The organism is Bradyrhizobium sp. Bra78 (assembly GCF_024519855.1).
GTDB classification, from domain to species: Bacteria; Pseudomonadota; Alphaproteobacteria; order Rhizobiales; family Xanthobacteraceae; genus Bradyrhizobium; species Bradyrhizobium japonicum_G.
On record NZ_JALJRE010000009.1, the window covers coordinates 233,274 to 249,736 of the forward strand.

Genomic DNA, 16,463 nt, shown 5'->3' on the forward strand with positions numbered 1-16,463 from the left:
GTTCGCGTCGTTCTTCGGGATGATTCGGCCGGGATTGGCGCGCGTTAGCGACCGGTCGAGCCGAAGCCGCCGGCGCCGCGGTCGGTTGCCGACAATTCGGCCACTGGAACCAGCGCGGCCTGCACCATGGTCGCGATCACCATCTGCGCGATGCGCTCGCCGCGCTGGATCACGAAGGGGGCCTGGCCGTGGTTGATCAGGATCACCTTGACCTCGCCGCGATAGTCCGCGTCGATCGTGCCCGGCGAGTTCAGCACGGTGACGCCATGCTTGGCTGCAAGCCCGGAACGCGGCCGCACCTGCGCCTCGTGCCCGGGCGGCAATGCGATCGCAAGCCCCGTTGGTACCAGCGCGTATTGGCCGGGCGCGAGCGTCAGTGGCTCGGTGTCCGGAACCGCTGCCATCAGGTCGAGACCGGCGGCGTCGCTGGTCTGATAGGCCGGCAGCGGGAGGCCTTCGGCATGCGGCAGGCGTTGCAGTTCGACGGTGACTCTCGTGCTCAAGATGCCGGCTCCCGGGATTTGTCGGCCACGCTTTTTGCGATACGCGCGACCAGCTCGATGGCGACCTGTTCCTTGGTCATCACCGGCCAGGAATCAACCGCGATCTCGCTGGCCCCGCGACTTATGAGGTGCACCGTGTTGCGGTCGCCGCCCATCACGCCGGTCGCCGGCGAGACGTCGTTGGCGACGATCCAGTCGCAGCCCTTGCGGGCAAGCTTGGACTTGGCGTTGTCGATGAGGTGCTCGGTCTCGGCGGCAAAGCCGATCACCAGCGGCGGACGCCTGTCGGCCAGCCTGGAGATCGTGGCGAGGATATCGGGGTTCTCGACCAGCTGAAGCGGCGGCATGCCGGCCGAGCTCTTCTTCAGCTTCTGCTCGCCTTCATTGGCGACGCGCCAGTCGGCGACCGCCGCGGCGAAGATCGCGATGTCGGCGGGAAGCGCGGCCTGCACCTGCTCCAGCATCTGCCGCGCCGATTCAACACGCTTGACCGTCACGCCCTGGGGATCGCCGAGATCGACCGGGCCACTGACCAAAATCACCTCGGCGCCCGCGGCTTGTGCGGCGGCGGCAATGGCAAAGCCCTGTTTGCCGGAGGAGCGGTTGGCGATATAGCGCACCGGGTCGATCGGCTCGTGAGTTGGACCTGCCGTGATCAGCACGCGCTTGCCGGCGAGCGGGCGCGGTACCGGCGGCCGCAGCAGGCGCTCTGCGGCGGTGGCGATCTCGATCGCCTCCGACATGCGGCCGACGCCCGCCTCGCCCGCTTCGGCCATCTCGCCGGAATTCGGGCCGATCAGCACCACACCGTCACGCTGAAGCTGCCCGATGTTGCGGCGGGTCGCCGCATTGTTCCACATCAGCGGATTCATCGCTGGTGCCAGCAGGATCTTTCGGTTGGTCGCGAGCAGGATGGCGCTGGCGAGATCGTCGGCATGGCCGCCTGCCATCTTCGCGAGGAGGTCGGCAGTCGCAGGCGCGACGACAACCAGATCGCACTCGCGCGCGAGACGGATATGGCCGGCGTCGAATTCGCTCTGGGGATCGAACAGATCAGTGTAGACGCGCTCATGCGAGAGCGCACTCACGGCCAGCGGGGTGACGAATTGCTGCGCCGCCTTGGTCAGCACGCAGCGCACCTCGATGCGGCGTTCCTTGAGGCGGCGGATCAGGTCGAGGGATTTGTAGGCCGCGATCCCGCCGCCGATGATCAGGGTGACGCTGGCCTCCGGAAGGGAGGCGGCGCGCTGGGGGGTGGGAACGGCGGAAGGAATCGCAAACGGTGTCAGCGGCTCCTCGCGGCCCTCGACCAGTTCGCCCAGGATGATCCGGACCTCTTCCTCGACCGACCGACGGTTCTTGGCCGATCGCAAGCGGAGATAGGTTTTGACACCCTCGTCAAGCTTGCGGATGGTCAGGCTTGCCATGGCGCCCTCCAGCACGGAATGATAGCGATGCTATCACTCCAATGATTGCAGTGCAATCATAGATTCCGGACGGCGATCAGGATGCCGATGAAGGTCGCTGCGATGATCCAGAGCGCCACGGTGCGCCAGCGGTTCTTGCGGCCCTCGCTGCGGCCCATCGCGGCGATGCTCTCCGGCGACAGCCGGATGCCCTCCCGCGTCATGGTCTCGAGCTGTTCGAGCACCACGACGGAGCGTTGTGCGATGTCGGGAAGCCGCATCAGCACGCGGGCGAGGTCGCCGGTACCGGACAGTGCGCCCTGGACCCGGCCGATCGGTCCGAGATTGCGTTCGATCCACTCGCGCACCACGGGGTCGGCGACCTTCCAGATGTCGAGCCTGGGGTCGAAGGCGCGCGCCACGCCCTCGACCACCACCATGGTCTTCTGCAGCAGGATCAGCTCGGGCCGCGTCGTCATGTCGAACAGGCCGGTAACCTCGAGCAGCAGCGTGAGCAGCCGCGCCATCGAGATTTCCTCGGCGGTGCGGTTGTGGATCGGTTCGCCAATGGCGCGGATGGCTTGCGCGAAATTTTCGACCGAGTGATGCGCGGGGACATAACCCGCTTCGAAATGAACTTCCGCGACGCGGCGATAGTCGCGGGTGATGAAGCCGAGCAGGATTTCCGCGAGGAAGCGCCGCTCCTTCATGCCGAGCCGGCCCATGATGCCGAAATCGACCGCAACGAGACGGCCGGCGTCATCGAGGAACAGATTGCCCGGATGCATGTCGGCATGGAAGAAGCCGTCGCGCAGCGCGTGACGCAGAAAACTCTGGATCACCTTGCGGCCGAGATCGGGCAGGTCGACCTGCGCGTCTTCGAGACGCTTGTGATCGTTCAGCGCGATGCCGTCGATCCACTCCATCGTCAGAACGTTGTGCGTGGTACGGTCCCAGTCGACGGTCGGCACGCGAAAATCGGGATCGTCGCGCGTGTTCTCCGCCATCTCCGACAGCGCTGCCGCCTCGAGCCGCAGGTCCATCTCCATCGCGACCGAGCGCGACATGGTATTGATGACCTCGATCAGCCGCAGCCGTCGCGCCTCGGACGAATAGGCTTCGGCCTTGTGCGCGACGAAGAAGAAATCGGAGAGATCGCGGCGGAAGCGCGCGGCCACATTGGGCCGCAACACCTTGACCGCAACCGACTTGCGCACATCGTCGCGCAGCACGTCGGCGCGGTGGACCTGGGCGATCGAGGCGGCGGCGACCGGCGGGCCGAAGCTTGCGAACACGTCCTTCAGCGGCCGTTCCAGCGACGTCGCGATCGCGGCCTCGGCTTCTTCCTGCGAAAAAGGCGGCAGGCGATCCTGCAGGCTTTCGAGGTCGCGCGCCATGATGACGCCGACGACGTCCGGGCGCGTCGCCAGGAATTGTCCGAGCTTGAGATAGGCCGGGCCCATCCGCGTCAGCGCGCGCGACAGCCTTGGTCCATGTTTGGGCCCGCGCCGTTCGATCAGGCGCGCCAGCTTCAGCGCGAGTTGCCCGGGCGGCGGGACGAGGCTTGGATCGACCGAGCCGAACACGCCCTCGCGCGCGAACACGAACGCGGCGCGCATCAGGCGCGCAGTGTGGGTGATGGCAGAGATCACAAACGCCAGCCCGAATGCAGTGCGACGATGCCGCCGGTCAACGTCTGCCAGTTCACGCGGGCGAAGCCGGCATCGCGGATCATGTCGGCGAAGGCGGCAGGCTTTGGAAACTTGCGGATCGATTCGACGAGATATTGGTACGACTCGGCATCGCCCGTGACCATGCGTCCGAGCGGCGGGATCACCTTGAACGAGAACAGGTCGTAGAGCCGGTCGAGGCCGGGCATCTCGACGGTGGAGAATTCCAGGCACAGGAAGCGGCTGCCCGGCTTGAGCACGCGATAGGCCTCGCGCAGCGCAAGGTCGATCCGCGGCACGTTGCGAATGCCGAAAGCGATCGTATATGCGTCGAAGCTGCGGTCGGCGAAGGCCAGCGCTTCGGCATTGCCTTCGACGAAATCGACCTGGGTCTCGAGATGCCGCTTCGCGGCGCGCTCGCGGCCCACACTCAGCATCTCGGTATTGATGTCGCAGACGGTGGCATGGAAGCCCGCGCCCGCCGCCTTGGCGGCGCGGAACGAGATGTCGCCGGTGCCGCCCGCGACGTCGAGCAGCGCGAACGGCCGGTCGCCCCTCGGCGGGTCGAGCGCGGTGATCATGATGTCCTTCCAGACCCTGTGCAGGCCACCGGACATCAAATCGTTCATCAAATCATAGCGCGAAGCCACGCTGTGAAACACATCGTTCACCAGCGTCTGCTTGTCCCCCAGGGGGACGTCCCTGAAGCCAAAATGCGTGGTTTCGCCCGGCCGATCCATTACTCTACTCCACTGGGCGGACCATAGCGCGGCCGCCGCAATGGCGCTATCACACCGCCCTCATAAGGTGAATGCCCGACCATGCCTGAATTGCCCGAAGTCGAGACCGTCCGCCGCGGCCTTCAGCCCGTCATGGAGGGTGCGAAAATCCTCGATGCGGAGGCCCGCAGGCCGGATCTGCGCTTTCCGTTCCAGCCGGATTTCGTGGCCCGGCTGAAGGGCCAGGTCGTCACCGGGCTTGGCCGCCGTGCAAAATATCTCATGGCCGATCTCGCCTCCGGCGACGTGCTCCTGATGCATCTGGGCATGTCGGGCTCGTTCCGCGTCATCAAGCCGGACAACGATGCATCGCCGGGCGAGTTTCATTATCCGAAGGGGAAGGACACCACGCACGACCATGTTCTGTTCCGGATGTCCTCGGGCGCCGACATCGTCTTCAACGATCCGCGCCGCTTCGGTTACATGAAAGTGATCGCGCGCAATGCGCTCGAGGAGGAGCCGCTGCTCCGCGACCTCGGCCCCGAGCCGCTCGGCAACGAATTCGACGCCGCGATGCTGGCGCGATCCTGCGAGGACAAGACCACGAGCCTGAAGGCCGCGCTGCTCGACCAGCGCGTGGTGGCGGGGCTCGGCAACATCTATGTTTGCGAGGCGCTGCATCGCTCGCATCTGTCGCCACGCCGCATCGCCGCGACGCTGTCGACGAAAAAAAGTGAGCCGACGGATCACGCCAAGCGGCTGGTCGGTGCGATCCACACCGTGCTGAACGACGCCATCAAGGCCGGCGGCTCATCGTTGCGCGACCATCGCCAGACCTCGGGCGAGCTCGGCTATTTCCAGCATTCGTTCAAGGTCTACGACCGCGAAGGCGAGAAATGCACGACGCCCGGCTGCGGCGGCACGATCAAGCGCTTCACCCAGAACGGCCGCTCGACGTTCTGGTGTCCGAAATGTCAGAAGTGAGAATCTGGCCTGCGGCCGCGAGGCCGTGAGTTTCTGCGAGGGTCCGGCCGGTTGGTGGCCGGATTGCTTCGTCGCGGGGGCCCTTCCGGATGGTGAAGGGCAGGCTGCCGTCTGAGCGATCGCCCCGCTCAGGACGCCAGTGTGGTGGTCTCGTCCGCTGCGAGTTCCGAGGCCGCGTGCAGCATGCCATCGGCAGCCGAGAGGACCTGGTCGATCAGGACATTGGTCGTGGCGGTGAGCTCGAGACGGGTCTCGATCCACTGCCAGAGGCCGCGGATCTCCTCGGTCGACTTGCCGTTCGGCGCGAATTCGCTCACCGCAAGGCCGCTCGCGAGCGAGTCCTGGTGGTCGTTGCGCATCACGATCAGAGGACGCGCGAGCACCTCGGTGAGATCCAGCGCGGCTTCTTCGGCGAGAGCGTTGGCGGCATTGTCGATGCGCTGGCCGCGGATCGGCGTCTGGTTCAGCACGAAGCTGAAGGGCCGCTTCCAGGCCCGCGCGACGCTCAGCGTCGAGGCGGTCGCCTCGATGTCGGCGACGCTCGGGCGGGCCGGGATCAGGCAGAGGTCGGAATGGCGGATCGCGGCGGTGGTGGCGGCGCTGAGGCCGGCCGCGGTATCGACGATCGCGAGCTGGAGGCCGCTTTCGGCGAGCATTTTCAGGCGCGGCGCGATGTCGGCGGCGTGATAGATCGGCTCGACGACGAGATCATCGGCGGCGCGGCGGCGCTGCCAGTTGGACAGGGTGCCCTGCGGGTCTGTCTCGATCAGGCGGACGGTGAAGCCGGCCTGCCTGGCTGCCAGCGCGAGGCCGATGGCGAGCGTGCTCTTCCCACTGCCGCCCTTTTGGGTGGCCAGTACGATCGTGTGCATTGAAGGTGTATCCTTTGGAGTGCTTGGGTCAGGAATACGCCACGCGAACGTGCATCGATCTCGATGCTGAGCTCTTCTCGCTCAGGACGTGCCGGCCCGATCCAAAGGGGATCGCGGTGGTCCGAATCAACGGTAACAATGATGGCAGAATCGGGAATGCCAGCTAATCCGTACCATTACTGGACCCGTAATCCTGCGTGTGATGTGCTCGCCGCCGTGAATAGAGAGGGGACGAGCGGCATGAGCGGAAACTGGCGCGACCGGACGACCACGACCTTTGAATGCCAGAAAATGCCTGCGGTCTCCAGTCGCGGCATGGTCGTCAGCAACCATCCGCTGGCCTCGAGCGCCGGCGCCGAGATGCTGGCGGCGGGCGGCAATGCGATCGACGCCGCGATCGCGACCCTGTTCACGCTGACCGTGGTCGAGCCGATGATGGTCGGCATCATCGGCGGCGGCATGGCCCACATCAGGCTGGCCGACGGCAGCCATCGCTTCATCGACGGCCAGAGCACCGTGCCCTCGGCGGTGCGCGACAACAGCTACACCTCGAGGCCGGGCTCGGCGCATGACGTATTCGACACCGTCGGCAACGAGAATCTCAACGGCCCCAAGGCGGTTGCTACGCCGGGCTCGCTGAAAGCCTGGTGCGAGACGTTGCGCCGGTTCGGCACCATGAGCCTCGCCGATGTCATGCAGCCCGCCATCAAGCACGCCGCGCGCGGCTATGCGGCGACGCCGTACTTGCACGAATGCATCAGCGAGAGCGCCGCCGAGATGCGCAAGGACAGGCCGATCGCGGCGATCTATTTGCCCGATGGTGAGCCGCTGAAGGTCGGCGCGCGCGTGGTGCAGGCCGAATATGCCGAGACGCTGCGTCATATCGCCGATCACGGCGAGACCGCGCTCTACGAGGGGCCGCTCGGCGACATCCTCGCCGATTACATGGAGAAGGCCGGCGGCTTCATCCGTCGCACCGATCTGGCCAGCTACAGGACGGTCGAGCGGCAGCCGATCCGCGCGGACTATCGCGGCTGGACCATTTTTGGGCCGCCGCCGCCGGCGGCGTCGGGCGTGCACATCGCGCAGATGCTGAACATCCTGGAAGGCTATGACATCGGCAGCCTCGGCTTCGGCACATCCGAGACCATCCACTATCTCGCCGAGGTCCTGAAGATCGCCTTTGCCGATCGCGCTGCCGCCAGCGGCGACCCTGATTATGTCGGCGTGCCCGTGGAGAAGCTGACCTCGAAATCCTATGCCGACGAGCGTCGCCGCGCCATCGATCCGGCGCGGGCGCAGGCCTGGGGCGCCGGCGTGTCGCAGCTCGAAGGCGCGCACACCACGCACATGACGGCGGCGGATGCGTTCGGCAACGTGGTTGCGACCACGCAGACCATCAACAATCTGTTCGGCGCCAAGATCATGATCCCGGGTCTGGGGGCCATCGCCAACAATTACATGAACCTGTTCGATCCGCGTCCGGGCCACGCGCTGTCGCTGGCGCCGGGCAAGCGCGTGACGACCTCGATGTCGCCGATGATGGCGCTCAACGACGGCAAGCTGCGCTACGCGCTCGGGCTGCCCGGGGGAAAACGCATCTTCCCGAGCGCGATGCAGGCGCTGGTCAATCTGATCGACCACGGCATGAGCCTGCAGGAGGCGGTCGAGGCGCCGCGGGTTTGGACCGAGGGCAATGCGCTCGAGGTCGAGCAGAAGGTGCCGGAAGCCGTGCGTGCGAAGCTGACGGGCCTCGGTCACAAGGTCCAGCCCGTTGCGACGGTCGCCGGTGGCATGAACGGCATCGCCTTCCACGACGACGGCACCATGACCGGCGCCGCCTGCTGGCGCGCGGACGGCACGCCGGTCGGTATTTCAGGAGGTCTCGCGAAGGCCGGGATCAGGTTCAGGCTGAGCTGATCGCTACTTCCGCACGCAGATCACGCGCACGACGGCGGTCTTCGCATCCGTCGACGTGCCGTTCGCCGTGACACCGTTCGCCTTCAGGAAATCGCGCACCGTCTCCGCAGAGACCATCACCGCCTGTGACGCCGGCACCGCTGTCGCGGGTCCTGCGACCATCGCCGGCTTCAACAGCGCGACGCCGGCGAATTTGCCGTCGCCGTCGATCGCGGGGCTGCCGGAGAATCCGACCGCCGGCGGCGGAGACAGTGCGGAATCGCTGCTCGTGACCGGCGCCAGCGCACCCTTGAGGCTCGACACACCGGCTGCTCCGCCCTGGCTCTGCGGATCGGCGATGCCGACGACATCGACACTCGTCTTCGCCGCGCCATTTGCGAGGTTGAGCGGTTTCAACCCACGCGCGCCGTAGATGTGCAGCAGCGCGAGATCGTGCTCCTTGTCCTCGGCGAGACGGTCGGCGCTGCCATAGCCGGCGATGGTGATCGCAAGACAGCTATCGGTGACGAGCCGGTCGGCGATGATCGCGCCATCGTCGCTGACGACGATGCCGGTGCCGTATTCGACGTTCTTGCGCGGCGGCGGCCCGGTCTGCGGGCCCGACGGAAATGCATTGAACGCGCTCGACATCGCGATCACGACCGGCTCGACCGTGTTCTCGGTGGCCTGATCGTAGAGGATCGTCATGATGCGAACTTCGTCACCCTTGAAGGTGCCGCGCACGTAGAACTTCTTCAGGCCCTGCAATCCCGACAGCACGAAGAAGTCGGGCTTCACCACGGTGTAGTCGACCTTGCGCCCGGCCGGTTCCTTCTTCTCCGCTTCCGCAAGCTTTGCAGTGCTCGGGTTTGCCTCCTTGCGGCGGCTGAGCAGCACTTGCACCGTTCCCGTCGGCGAGGTCCATTTCGAGCCGTTGGCGTCGGTCGCCTGCTGCGGCACCAGCTTGCCGGGGATGCCGAGCCGGGCGCCGCTGGTCATCTCCGTCACGATTTTCCAGCCGACGCTGTCCTGCTTCCGCCTTGCGGTCTCGGCGAGTGCGGCGCGCTCCTGCGGATTGAGCACGCCGGTCGGCTTGCCGCCCTTGTTCTTCTGGTACTCCTTGATCGCGTCGACCATGCGCGCACTGACGTCGCCGGTGATGGCGCCGTTATATTGGCCGACCCAAGCGAGGTCGGACTGCAGCGACAGCCGTTCTGCCTGCGCCATCGCATCGGCGGTCTCGGATGCCGTCTGCAAGGCGGGAGGACGGATCGGAACGGTCTGGACCACCTTCGGCTTGGTGCCGGGGACCTGCGGCGTCGTCATCTGGGCGCTCGCGCCTGTGGCAGCCGCAAACATCAGTGTTGCCGCAAGCATCGATCTCATGACAAATCCAGCCAGCCCATTGAACGCAATGCCATTGAAGCACATCTCGTTGGTCGCGAACAATGTTGGGGTGGTTCAGTTGGCGATAGAGGCCACGAACGCAGGCCCTCATCCTGAGGAGCGGCCTTGGGCCGCGTCTCGAAGGATGGCCGCGGGTGATATCGGGGCCTTCATGGTTCGAGATGCGCCTTCCGCGCCCCTCACCATGAGGGTTGAGAGAACGAAGGACGACGATGCTGAGCCCGGACGAACTCGAACGCTATGCCCGCCATATCGTGCTGCGCGATGTCGGTGGTCCCGGCCAGGCCGCGCTGAAGCGGGCCTCCGTGCTGGTGATCGGCGCCGGCGGGCTCGGCGCGCCTGCGCTGATGTATCTGGCTGCCGCCGGGATCGGCACGCTCGGCGTGGTCGATGACGACGTGGTGTCGCTGTCCAACCTCCAGCGCCAGGTCATCCACACCACGCCTGATATCGGCCGGCACAAGGTCGAGAGCGCGGCCGAACGGATCACCGCGCTCAATCCGCATGTCCGCTTCGTCGGCCACGCCACCTGGCTCAACGCCGACAACGCGCTCAACCTGATCGGCGACTACGACCTCGTGCTCGACGGCTCCGACAATTTCTCGACGCGCTATCTGGCTTCGGACGCCTGCTTCTTCGCGAAGCGGCCGCTGATCACGGCGGCGCTCGGCACCTTCGACGGCTCGCTCACTACCATCCGCGCGCATGAGACAAACGAGCAGGGCGAATTCAATCCGACCTATCGCTGCCTGTTTCCCGAGGCGCCGCCGCCCGGCACGGTGCCGGCCTGCGCGGAGGCCGGCGTCATGGGCGCGCTCGCGGGCGTGCTCGGCTCGATGATGGCGCTGGAGGCGATCCGCGAAATCGTCGGCTTTGGCGACGGCCTTGTCGGCCGCCTCCTGATGATCGATGCGCGCGCGATGCGCTTCGAGACGCTGCGTTACAGGCGCGATCCGGCCAATCCGCTCAACGGCGATGGGCCTGTGTTCGATGATCTAAGCATCCATCGGGAGTAGGCACGCCGCACGAGAGCACAAGCGATGACCGAGAAGCGGTACGTTGCAGCGCGGAACAGTCGCAACCTGCGTGTCGTCCCTACCCGACAGGGATGAGGACGGGCCTAAATCGACACTTGCAAGTGTCTTTCTTCGTGATTGAATTCGCATCGCCGCAAGGCAAATGGATATTTCAGATTGGAGATTACTATGAAGTACATCTCGAGCTGGAAATTGCCCCCGAATTTGATCGATTCCGCGATCGAAAAATTTCTGAAGACAGGGGGCGTGCCGCCGGAAGGCGTGAAGATGCTCGGCCGCTGGCACGGAATGAACGGGACGGGCTTTGCAATTTCGGAGAGCAACGACCCGAAGGCCATGTACCAATGGTACGCCCAATGGGCCAACGTCATGGAGATCACTGTCACGCCATGCGTGGAAGACGCCGAAGCCGGCCCGATCCTGGCCGCCCTGGCGAAGCAGTGAATGCCTCGGGGCGGCCGCGGTACGCCGGCCGCTCCGTTCAAGTCTGCGCGCCCCCGGCCGCAGCGCTTTACAGCATGCTCGGCAGCACGCGATCAGGCGGCTTGTGGGCGTCGAGGAAGGTGCGGATGTTGATGATCACCTTCTCGCCCATCTCGACGCGGCCCTCGATGGTGGCCGAGCCCATATGCGGCAGCAGCGTCACCTTGCCGGCCTTGGCGAGCCGCACCAGTTTTGGATTGACCGCGGGCTCGTGCTCGTAGACGTCCAGGCCGGCGCCGCCGATCTCGCCGCCTTCGATCAGCTTGATCAGCGTGTCCTCGTCGGTGACCTCGCCGCGCGCGGTGTTGACGATGTAGGCGTCTTTCCGGATCAGCTTCAGCCGGCGCGCCGAAAGCAGATGGTAGGTCGCCGGCGTGTGCGGACAGTTCACCGAGATGATGTCCATCCGCGCCAGCATCTGGTCGAGACTTTCCCAATAGGTCGCGCCCAGTTCCTCGGCGATCTTCGGCGCGACGGGGCGGCGGTTGTGATAGTGAATCTGCAAGCCGAAGGCGCGGGCGCGGCGCGCCACCGCCTGGCCGATCCGGCCCATGCCGATGATGCCGAGGCGCTTGCCCCCGATGCGATGGCCGAGCATCCAGGTCGGCGACCAGCCCGGCCAGGGCTTTCCTTCCGTCAGGATCGAGGCACCTTCGATCATCCGCCGCGGCACGGCGAGGATCAGAGCCATGGTCATGTCGGCGGTGTCTTCGGTCAGAACCTTCGGCGTGTTGGTGACCGTGATTCCGCGGGCATGGGCGGCCTCGACGTCGATGTTGTCGACGCCGTTGCCGAAATTGGCGATCAGGCGAAGCCTGCAGTCGGGCTGATTGACGATGTCGGCGGAGATGTGATCGGTGACGGTCGGAACCAGCACGTCGGCGGTGCGCGCGGCTTCCGCGATCTGCTCGCCCGACATCGGCGTGTCGTCGAGATTGATCCGCGCGTCGAACAGCTCACGCATCCGGGTCTCGATCGAGTCCGGGAGCTTGCGCGTCACCACGACGAGGGGCTTTTTCTTCACCGACATGTCCTGCCCTCATGAGGCGTTGCAAGCCGCCTCTGTCACCAAAGGCCGGCCCGTTGAGGCCTCATTAACCCGGTTGTTCGACACTGCCATTGCCGTGTCGTCCCCGGCGTTTCCTTCAAGCTCTCCCGACATTTCCGGCCGGAAAATCGGGCAAACTGGTTGTTCAGATGTCCGTCCTCTCTAGCAGAAGGCCGGGCCAAGACAAGAACCACGGGCAAAGGGCTCGGGAACACCCGCGTGGGGCGGGTCAGGGAGAATGCGGCGCGGTTGTGGAATTTTGAGGTGAAGGCCCGGCTTGGTAGGGGTCTTCGACAGGAGACGGGTTGATGGCGTTGGGGCGTTTTTGTTCGGTGATGGCGCTCGTTTGCACCTGGTTGAGCGCCTCGGTCAGCCCCGGGCACTCAGCCAAGGACAGCACGCCCCAGACCGCCAGCGGCCTCCCCGTGCCGCGCTATGTCAGCCTCAAATCGGATCACGTCAACGTCCGCGCCGGCCCGACCAAGGACAATGACGTCGCCTGGGTCTATACCCGCGCCGGCCTGCCGGTCGAAATCACCGCCGAGTTCGAGAACTGGCGCCGGGTGCGCGATTCCGAGGGCGCCGAGGGTTGGGTCTACCATTCGCTGCTGTCGGGCCGCCGCACCGCGGTCGTCACCATGAAGCACAAGGACGAGCTTGCACCGATCTATGATCAGGCCGATCCCGAGAGCGCGGTTGCAGCAAAACTCCAGGCCGGCGTCGTCACGCAGGTGAAGAAGTGCAGCGCAAACTGGTGCCACGTCATCGGCAACGGCTTTGACGGCTGGATCCAGCAGGAGCGTCTCTGGGGCGTCTATTCGGACGAGCAGGTGAACTGACGGCCTGAAACGACAATGGCCGGAAATCCCGGCCATGACGGTCAAATCAGCCGGGTAAACCTCAGCGCTTCTTGCGCAGCCGCACGACCATGTCGATGCGCGCGATCTCGTAACCCTCGGGCACCTCCGGCATCTTGGACAGCGCCAGATGCGGATCCTCGATATCGACCAGCTCATGGCTGTTCTCGAGGTAGTAGTGATGGTGGGTCGTCACGTTGGTGTCGAAATAGGTCTTGGTGCCGTCGACACTGACCTGACGGAGCAGGCCGGCATCGGTGAGCTGGTTCAGCGTGTTGTAGACGGTCGCCAGAGAGACCGGCACCTTGGCCAGCGTCGCTTCCTCGTAGAGCATTTCAGCCGTGAGGTGACGCGCACCCTTGCCGAACAGGAGCCAGCCGAGCGCCATGCGCTGGCGCGTCGGACGAAGCCCCGCGGACTGGAGCATTTCGTTGACATCGTGCCACGGGCAGCCGGTCAAAGCCGGCTGGCGGCCGGACAGAAGGGCCGCGGAATGGACGTCGTCGTCGTGATGGGGCGCGGAATTCTCGTTCATTTCCAGATTTCGGGCACGCGTGAACAATAACTCCCTGCAATATAAGAACAGAAAGATGCAGATGCAAGTTTCTCGCAACTAGAGAGGTTCTAATCAGTCTTGGAACCTGGCGAGGACCACGTCATTTTACCTTCACGAGAGCGCTTTGCCACTGAAATCGCCTGTGTTAGAGAGCCCGCGGTTCCGCGCAGCCGATTTTGGGGCAGCCAGGCCTGAAGGCCAGGCCCGCAGTCCATCCGGGGCTTGCGGAAGCCGCGCCTGACGGTGGCAATTGGCGTTGCTCTCCGACCGAGACGGGCCCATTTTCGCCAAAACGCCGCTCCATCGGGATTAGAACAGAGGCTCGTGCATGCTGAACAGGCGCAACGGATACGAATACGAAGACCTGCTGGCATGTGCCCGCGGTGAGATGTTCGGCCCGGGCAATGCCCAGCTGCCGTTGCCGCCGATGCTGATGTTCGACCGCATCACGGACATCAGCGACAATGGCGGCGAGTTCGGCAAGGGCGTGGTGCGCGCCGAGCTCGACGTGAAGCCCGACCTCTGGTTCTTCGGCTGCCACTTCAAGAACGATCCCGTGATGCCCGGCTGCCTCGGCCTCGACGCGCTGTGGCAAATGGTCGGCTTTTATCTGGGTTGGACCGGGGGCGAGGGTCGTGGGCGGGCACTCGGCCTGAATGAGCTGAAGTTCAGCGGTCAGGTGCTGCCCGAGGCCCGCAAGGTTGTGTACAACGTCGATATCAAGCGCGTGATGCGTTCAAAGCTGGTGCTCGGTATCGCCGACGGATGGCTTTCGGTCGACGACCAGATTATCTATCGCGCGAAGGATTTGAAGGTCGGCCTGTTCAAGCAGGGCACGAGCCTGGGCTGAGCGCATCACCAAGACGACAACGAGTAAGGCGAGGCTGTCATGAGGCGGGTTGTGGTCACCGGAATGGGCATCGTTTCGTCCATCGGAAACAACACCCAGGAAGTGCTTGCGAGCCTTCACGAGGCGAAGTCGGGCATTTCGCGGGCTGAGAAATATGCCGAGCTCGGCTTCCGCTCGCAGGTGCAGGGTGCGCCGTCGCTCGATCCTTCGACGGTGGTCGACCGCCGCGCAATGCGTTTCCTCGGTCAGGGCGCTGCCTGGAATCACGTCGCGATGGAGCAGGCGATCCAGGATTCCGGTCTGTCGCCCGACGACATCTCCAATATCCGCACCGGCATCATCATGGGCTCCGGCGGTCCGTCCGCCCGCACCATCGTCGAGGCTGCCGACATCACCCGCACCAAGGGGCCGAAGCGCGTCGGACCGTTTGCAGTGCCGAAGGCGATGTCGTCCACGGCCTCCGCGACACTTGCGACCTGGTTCAAGATCAAGGGCGTGAACTATTCGATCTCGTCGGCCTGTGCGACGTCGAACCATTGCGTCGGCAACGCCTATGAGACGATCCAGATCGGCAAGCAGGACGTCATCTTCGCCGGCGGCTGCGAAGAGCTGGACTGGTCGCTGTCGGTGCTGTTCGACGCCATGGGCGCGATGTCCTCGAAGTACAACGATACGCCTGCCACCGCCTCGCGTCCCTACGACGTCAACCGCGACGGCTTCGTGATTGCCGGCGGCGCTGGCGTGCTGGTGCTGGAGGAGCTCGAGCATGCCAAGGCGCGCGGCGCGCGCATCTACGGCGAGATCGTCGGTTACGGCGCGACGTCCGACGGCTACGACATGGTCGCACCCTCCGGCGAGGGCGCCGAGCGCTGCATGCGCATGGCAATGTCGACCGTGAAGACCAAGGTCGACTACATCAATCCGCACGCGACATCGACGCCGGCCGGCGATCCGCCGGAGATCGATGCGCTCCGCAGGGTGTTCGGAAATGGCGACAAGTGTCCGCCGATCTCGGCGACCAAGGCGCTGACCGGTCACTCCCTGGGCGCAACCGGCGTGCAGGAAGCGATCTATTCACTGCTGATGATGAACAACGGCTTCATCTGCGAGAGCGCTCACATCCAGGAGCTCGATCCCGCCTTCGCCGACATGCCGATCGTGCGCAAGCGCATCGACAACGTCAAAATCGGCACCGTGCTGTCGAACTCCTTCGGCTTCGGCGGCACCAACGCCACGCTGGTGTTCAGCCGGCTGGACGTGTGAGCCAGCACCCTTCGGTTTCCCGGCCTACAATGATCGCCGCCAGAATATTGTATCGCCCACATGCGTGAGCGACGACCTCGGATAATGGGAGTTGCGAGGCAATGGAAGGTTTGATGAAAGGCAAGCGCGGTCTGATCATGGGGATCGCCAATGATCATTCGATCGCCTGGGGTATGGCGAAGACGCTGCATGCCCATGGCGCCGAGCTTGCCTTCACCTTCCAGGGCGAGGCCCTGGGAAAGCGCGTCAAGCCGCTGGCGGAGTCTCTCGGCGTGGAACTGGTGTTGCCCTGCGACGTCGAGGACATCGCCAGCGTCGATGCCACCTTCGCTGCGCTGCGCGAGAAGTGGGGCCAGCTCGATTTCGTGATCCACGCGATCGGCTTTGCCGACAAGAACGAGCTGAAGGGCCGTTACGCCGACACCAGCCGCGAGAATTTTTCGCGCACCATGGTGATCTCCTGCTTCTCCTTCACGGAAGTCGCCAAGCGTGCCGCGGAGCTGATGACGGAGGGCGGCAGCATGGTCACGCTGACCTTCGGCGCTTCGGAGCGCGCGATGCCGAACTACAACGTGATGGGCGTCGCCAAGGCGGCGCTGGAAGCCTCGGTGCGCTATCTCGCCTCCGATTTCGGACCGCGCGGCATCCGCGTCAACGCGATCTCGGCCGGTCCCATCCGCACGCTCGCCGGCTCCGGCATCGGCGAGGCGCGCGCGATGTTCGCCTTCATGCAAAAGCATTCGCCGCTCCGCCGCGGCGTCACGCTCGACGAGCTTGGCGGCTCGGCGCTGTATCTGCTGTCGGATCTCTCCGGCGGCGTGACCGGCGAGATCCACTATGTCGATTCCGGCTACAACACCGTGCTGATGCCGAGGCCGGACGATTTGAAAACGTCGGATTAGGGCGGTC

The 16,463-nt window shown here is 65.0% G+C and carries 16 protein-coding genes; 8 read left to right on the forward strand and 8 right to left on the reverse strand.

The genetic code is table 11. The features are described 5' to 3' along the window. Window positions 1–44: 44 nt before the first annotated feature. From dut to ubiE, 4 genes are read right to left on the reverse strand one after another with little or no spacing between them, the layout of a single operon-like run. Window positions 45–503 (reverse strand): dUTP diphosphatase, encoded by a 459-nt coding sequence (gene dut / locus OC450_RS21375; RefSeq protein ID WP_211383876.1) that lies wholly within the window; start codon window positions 501–503, stop codon window positions 45–47. Next, window positions 500–1,930 (reverse strand): bifunctional phosphopantothenoylcysteine decarboxylase/phosphopantothenate--cysteine ligase CoaBC, encoded by a 1,431-nt coding sequence (coaBC, locus tag OC450_RS21380; protein WP_262048590.1) that lies wholly within the window; start codon window positions 1,928–1,930, stop codon window positions 500–502. The genes dut and coaBC overlap by 4 nt, the downstream gene beginning before the upstream one ends. A 56-nt stretch (window positions 1,931–1,986) precedes the next feature. Further along, window positions 1,987–3,561 (reverse strand): 2-polyprenylphenol 6-hydroxylase, encoded by a 1,575-nt coding sequence (gene ubiB, locus OC450_RS21385; protein WP_262048591.1) that lies wholly within the window; start codon window positions 3,559–3,561, stop codon window positions 1,987–1,989. Next, a complete protein-coding gene (gene ubiE / locus OC450_RS21390) occupies window positions 3,558–4,319 on the reverse strand; it encodes a bifunctional demethylmenaquinone methyltransferase/2-methoxy-6-polyprenyl-1,4-benzoquinol methylase UbiE (protein WP_211383879.1) in 762 nt (253 codons plus the stop codon). Before ubiE ends, ubiB begins: the two co-directional genes overlap by 4 nt. Window positions 4,320–4,400: 81 nt before the next feature. Between ubiE and mutM the strand changes: the two genes are divergently transcribed. Further along, the gene (gene mutM, locus OC450_RS21395) at window positions 4,401–5,282 is read left to right on the forward strand and encodes a bifunctional DNA-formamidopyrimidine glycosylase/DNA-(apurinic or apyrimidinic site) lyase (RefSeq protein ID WP_262048592.1); all 882 of its coding nucleotides are present in this window, start codon (window positions 4,401–4,403) and stop codon (window positions 5,280–5,282) included. A gap of 128 nt (window positions 5,283–5,410) precedes the next feature. Here mutM and OC450_RS21400 read toward each other — a convergent pair whose 3' ends face one another. Further along, window positions 5,411–6,154, reverse strand: a complete 744-nt coding sequence (locus OC450_RS21400) for a ParA family protein (RefSeq protein WP_262048593.1) — start codon at window positions 6,152–6,154, stop codon at window positions 5,411–5,413. Window positions 6,155–6,394: 240 nt separating this feature from the next. Here OC450_RS21400 and ggt point away from each other — a divergent pair, with 240 nt between their 5' ends. Then, a complete protein-coding gene (gene ggt, locus OC450_RS21405; protein WP_262048594.1) occupies window positions 6,395–8,074 on the forward strand; it encodes a gamma-glutamyltransferase in 1,680 nt (559 codons plus the stop codon). A 3-nt stretch (window positions 8,075–8,077) separates the two neighbouring features. On the opposite strand, the gene OC450_RS21410 is transcribed toward ggt, so the two are convergent. After that, window positions 8,078–9,439 (reverse strand): serine protease, encoded by a 1,362-nt coding sequence (locus OC450_RS21410; protein WP_256807588.1) that lies wholly within the window; start codon window positions 9,437–9,439, stop codon window positions 8,078–8,080. Between the two features lie 233 nt (window positions 9,440–9,672). Here OC450_RS21410 and OC450_RS21415 point away from each other — a divergent pair, with 233 nt between their 5' ends. Continuing rightward, a complete protein-coding gene (locus OC450_RS21415; RefSeq protein WP_211383884.1) occupies window positions 9,673–10,476 on the forward strand; it encodes a HesA/MoeB/ThiF family protein in 804 nt (267 codons plus the stop codon). Between the two features lie 189 nt (window positions 10,477–10,665). Beyond that, window positions 10,666–10,941 (forward strand): DUF3303 domain-containing protein, encoded by a 276-nt coding sequence (locus OC450_RS21420; RefSeq protein ID WP_211383885.1) that lies wholly within the window; start codon window positions 10,666–10,668, stop codon window positions 10,939–10,941. 67 nt (window positions 10,942–11,008) lie between these two features. Here the strand turns inward: OC450_RS21420 and OC450_RS21425 are convergent, their stop codons facing one another. After that, window positions 11,009–12,010, reverse strand: coding sequence for a 2-hydroxyacid dehydrogenase (locus tag OC450_RS21425; protein ID WP_211383886.1), 1,002 nt, complete (start codon window positions 12,008–12,010; stop codon window positions 11,009–11,011). 326 nt (window positions 12,011–12,336) lie between these two features. On the opposite strand from OC450_RS21425, the gene OC450_RS21430 reads away from it, so the two are divergent. Continuing rightward, on the forward strand, window positions 12,337–12,867 hold the full coding sequence (locus OC450_RS21430; protein ID WP_211383887.1) for an SH3 domain-containing protein: 531 nt from the start codon (window positions 12,337–12,339) through the stop codon (window positions 12,865–12,867). Between the two features lie 61 nt (window positions 12,868–12,928). Here the strand turns inward: OC450_RS21430 and irrA are convergent, their stop codons facing one another. Further along, window positions 12,929–13,420, reverse strand: a complete 492-nt coding sequence (gene irrA, locus OC450_RS21435) for an iron response transcriptional regulator IrrA (RefSeq protein WP_211383888.1) — start codon at window positions 13,418–13,420, stop codon at window positions 12,929–12,931. Between the two features lie 349 nt (window positions 13,421–13,769). On the opposite strand from irrA, the gene fabA reads away from it, so the two are divergent. From fabA to fabI, 3 genes are all read left to right on the forward strand, one after another. Beyond that, complete coding sequence (fabA, locus tag OC450_RS21440; protein WP_211383889.1) at window positions 13,770–14,291, forward strand: bifunctional 3-hydroxydecanoyl-ACP dehydratase/trans-2-decenoyl-ACP isomerase; 522 nt, start codon at window positions 13,770–13,772, stop codon at window positions 14,289–14,291. A gap of 39 nt (window positions 14,292–14,330) precedes the next feature. After that, on the forward strand, window positions 14,331–15,554 hold the full coding sequence (gene fabB / locus OC450_RS21445; protein WP_211383890.1) for a beta-ketoacyl-ACP synthase I: 1,224 nt from the start codon (window positions 14,331–14,333) through the stop codon (window positions 15,552–15,554). A gap of 101 nt (window positions 15,555–15,655) precedes the next feature. Further along, window positions 15,656–16,456 (forward strand): enoyl-ACP reductase FabI, encoded by an 801-nt coding sequence (fabI, locus tag OC450_RS21450; RefSeq protein ID WP_211383891.1) that lies wholly within the window; start codon window positions 15,656–15,658, stop codon window positions 16,454–16,456. The last annotated feature ends 7 nt before the right edge of the window (window positions 16,457–16,463 follow it).

Coding starts and splice junctions, on each gene's coding strand:
- coaBC (WP_262048590.1), bottom strand. CDS start 1,930: ATGGCAAGCCTGACCATCCGCAAGCTTGACGAGGGTGTCAAAACCTAT.
- ubiE (WP_211383879.1), bottom strand. CDS start 4,319: ATGGATCGGCCGGGCGAAACCACGCATTTTGGCTTCAGGGACGTCCCC.
- mutM (WP_262048592.1), top strand. CDS start 4,401: ATGCCTGAATTGCCCGAAGTCGAGACCGTCCGCCGCGGCCTTCAGCCC.
- OC450_RS21400 (WP_262048593.1), bottom strand. CDS start 6,154: ATGCACACGATCGTACTGGCCACCCAAAAGGGCGGCAGTGGGAAGAGC.
- ggt (WP_262048594.1), top strand. CDS start 6,395: ATGAGCGGAAACTGGCGCGACCGGACGACCACGACCTTTGAATGCCAG.
- OC450_RS21410 (WP_256807588.1), bottom strand. CDS start 9,439: ATGAGATCGATGCTTGCGGCAACACTGATGTTTGCGGCTGCCACAGGC.
- OC450_RS21415 (WP_211383884.1), top strand. CDS start 9,673: ATGCTGAGCCCGGACGAACTCGAACGCTATGCCCGCCATATCGTGCTG.
- OC450_RS21420 (WP_211383885.1), top strand. CDS start 10,666: ATGAAGTACATCTCGAGCTGGAAATTGCCCCCGAATTTGATCGATTCC.
- OC450_RS21425 (WP_211383886.1), bottom strand. CDS start 12,010: ATGTCGGTGAAGAAAAAGCCCCTCGTCGTGGTGACGCGCAAGCTCCCG.
- OC450_RS21430 (WP_211383887.1), top strand. CDS start 12,337: ATGGCGTTGGGGCGTTTTTGTTCGGTGATGGCGCTCGTTTGCACCTGG.
- irrA (WP_211383888.1), bottom strand. CDS start 13,420: ATGAACGAGAATTCCGCGCCCCATCACGACGACGACGTCCATTCCGCG.
- fabA (WP_211383889.1), top strand. CDS start 13,770: ATGCTGAACAGGCGCAACGGATACGAATACGAAGACCTGCTGGCATGT.
- fabB (WP_211383890.1), top strand. CDS start 14,331: ATGAGGCGGGTTGTGGTCACCGGAATGGGCATCGTTTCGTCCATCGGA.
- fabI (WP_211383891.1), top strand. CDS start 15,656: ATGGAAGGTTTGATGAAAGGCAAGCGCGGTCTGATCATGGGGATCGCC.